The sequence below is a fragment of the Xenorhabdus koppenhoeferi genome, from assembly GCF_900116635.1.
GTDB classification, from domain to species: domain Bacteria; phylum Pseudomonadota; class Gammaproteobacteria; order Enterobacterales; family Enterobacteriaceae; genus Xenorhabdus; species Xenorhabdus koppenhoeferi.
Genome location: NZ_FPBJ01000080.1, coordinates 1 through 2,286, shown reverse-complemented (window position 1 = coordinate 2,286; position 2,286 = coordinate 1). Strand labels below are relative to the sequence as shown.

Here is a 2,286-nt window from a genome sequence, read left to right as displayed (position 1 = left end):
TCAGACTGGCGACGACGGCATCAATACCGGGCACAACAATGTCATTATCGTCGCCGGGAAGATCATCGGCTTACAGAACAATTACGGCTGTAGTATTAAGATTAATTCGCAATATAATGTGACAAATTTTCATCTATTCATACTTTAAACTCCTTATAAAAGCGTCTATGTTAGAAATTCATCCATCGTATATTTAAGGAGATGAGTAATGGCACAGAAGAGAAACTCTGACGATTTACGTGCTGAACTGCAATCCATTGCGGATACTCTGGAAGAAGTTCTCAATAATTCCGGCGACAAGTCAAAAGCTGAATTGGAAAAATTGCGTAGCAAAGCAGAAAAAACGCTAAAAGAGGCTCGCGTAACACTCAGCGATGCCAGCGATAGGTTAGTTGATCAAACTAAAGAAATTGCAGGCCATGCTGATAATTATGTCCGTGAAAATCCGTGGACAGGTGTCGGTATCGGCGCGGCAGTTGGCGTTGTATTAGGTGTTCTGTTGTCAAGGCGCTGAAATGACCCAATCCCCTCACTCAAAAGGCCCTGGAAAAGGGCTCCTTAACACTTTACGGCGAGTCGCAGCTATCGTTGTTCGCATGGTTGAAACCCGTATCCAACTCGCTGCTGTTGAGCTGGAAGAAGGTGCAGTAACTCTGGTAAAACTGCTGCTGATGGTAGGACTTACTCTTTTATTCGCAGGCTTCGGTTTGATGTGTCTGCTGGTGCTAATATTCCTGACTATCGACCCTGCTTACCGGATGATTGCCATAGTAATTACTGCCGGGACCCTGCTGCTCCTCGCCGTGTTCAGTGCCATATGGACGATAAGAAAAGCGCAAAAACTGACATTTCTGAATGCAACGCGTGAACAACTGAGTATTGATCGCAAAATGCTGGAGACGGAGCATCATGAATAAGTCACGGCACCACCGGCGAAAATCACTGCTATTAAAAGAGATCCTACAGCAACGACAAGCACTTTCTGATTGTGGTCAACATTGGCTCGAAATCACACAATCTTATGATAAAGGCTGGCAAACTCTGCTCACTTTCAAGTCCTATGTTGCCATCGGTTCTGGTATTGCCCTGCTCTATGGACTACGTCACCCCAAAAGGTTGTATCGCTGGTCACGTCAAATGATCAGTATCTTGGGGATCATGAAAATCGTGAGAAATATGCTCTATAGATGACACATGGTTTTTTGTGCAATGCATTGACTGTAATGCTAATGGACCAGAAGACTATGATCATGATTCTGCAATTCAGGCATGGAATCAAAGACCAAATAACGAATTGCCACCGCAGAACAAATAATTTTGGGGTTGCAGGAGACATGATGGCTCCTGCTTGATTGTTGTTATAAACAGTATTTAGCCGGTTTATCCGAATTTAACACAATACAGTTAGCCATACAGATTGTATATGTTACGGGTGACAGACCAAAAGGTAAGCAGATATAAGCATAAGTCTGCATTGAAGCTAAAAGAGTCGTGCCTGCTACTAGGCAAAGAAGAAGATATTTTTTCATAATCATTCTCCACATTTTTACAACGTTATTATCACAAAACCTGGTAAATCTAATAAACCCATCTTTCCCCAATAACAAGCGAATAATACTTAACAGTTAGTTACTCTCTGAAACTAAACACAATATTTCTTTACCCATTCCCTTGAGTGGTTAAAGCAATAACCCCTGCCATCATTTCCGTTCTCATCGCGTACCCAACGCATACGGTCTGGTGGCTTTTTATCTCTGCCTTTCACCGCGTCACGCTCGACGCATGACTAAAGAACCTTTCAGGGTAAGCCTTGAGGAATGCCAGTAACGGTCTGGTTAACCTTCTTTGGGCTGGCAACTCCTGAGCGCAAGGTTTATCACTAAAAGGAACTAACCATGTCTTTAGTAGAAATTAAGAAAGCAAATTTTCCTGTCACAGAAGCACCTATAGCAGAATCATAATACTATGGCATAATGTCTGTAACTTCCAATAACAAGGCAGAATTGAGATGGGTTACAGTCTGGATTTCCGAAAAAGAGTACTGGCATACAAAGACAAGCATTTTATATTGATTCCGCTATACGTAAAAGAAAAGAAATTGAAAACATCTAATTATATTGGATTGCCATCAGGAAATAACAATATATTGGTTTATTATAAAGTTATTTATTTTAAAATTTAAAAATAAACCTTGGATTCACATATTAAGCGCAACACCGTAATGGACGAAGTAAATGAGTGGGTATTCCTTTAAATAACTCATTCGGTGTTTTGTAATCTCGTGTT

General features: G+C 41.1%; 4 protein-coding genes. All 4 read left to right on the top strand.

The window, feature by feature from the left end; all coding sequences use genetic code 11:
• Positions 1 to 208: 208 nt before the first annotated feature.
• From BM329_RS14140 to BM329_RS15385, 4 genes are read left to right on the top strand one after another with little or no spacing between them, the layout of a single operon-like run.
• The gene (locus BM329_RS14140; protein ID WP_092554438.1) at positions 209 to 514 is read left to right on the top strand and encodes an ElaB/YgaM/YqjD family protein; all 306 of its coding nucleotides are present in this window, start codon (positions 209 to 211) and stop codon (positions 512 to 514) included.
• A 1-nt stretch (position 515) separates the two neighbouring features.
• Positions 516 to 917 carry a phage holin family protein gene (locus BM329_RS14135; RefSeq protein ID WP_092554435.1) on the top strand — a complete coding sequence of 134 codons (402 nt, stop codon included), beginning with the start codon at positions 516 to 518 and terminating at the stop codon, positions 915 to 917.
• Positions 910 to 1,191 carry a YqjK-like family protein gene (locus tag BM329_RS14130; RefSeq protein ID WP_092554432.1) on the top strand — a complete coding sequence of 94 codons (282 nt, stop codon included), beginning with the start codon at positions 910 to 912 and terminating at the stop codon, positions 1,189 to 1,191. The genes BM329_RS14135 and BM329_RS14130 overlap by 8 nt, the downstream gene beginning before the upstream one ends.
• Before the next feature lie 13 nt (positions 1,192 to 1,204).
• Entirely contained in the window at positions 1,205 to 1,315 is a 111-nt protein-coding gene (locus tag BM329_RS15385; protein WP_479688367.1) for a hypothetical protein, read from the top strand.
• Positions 1,316 to 2,286: the final 971 nt, after the last annotated feature.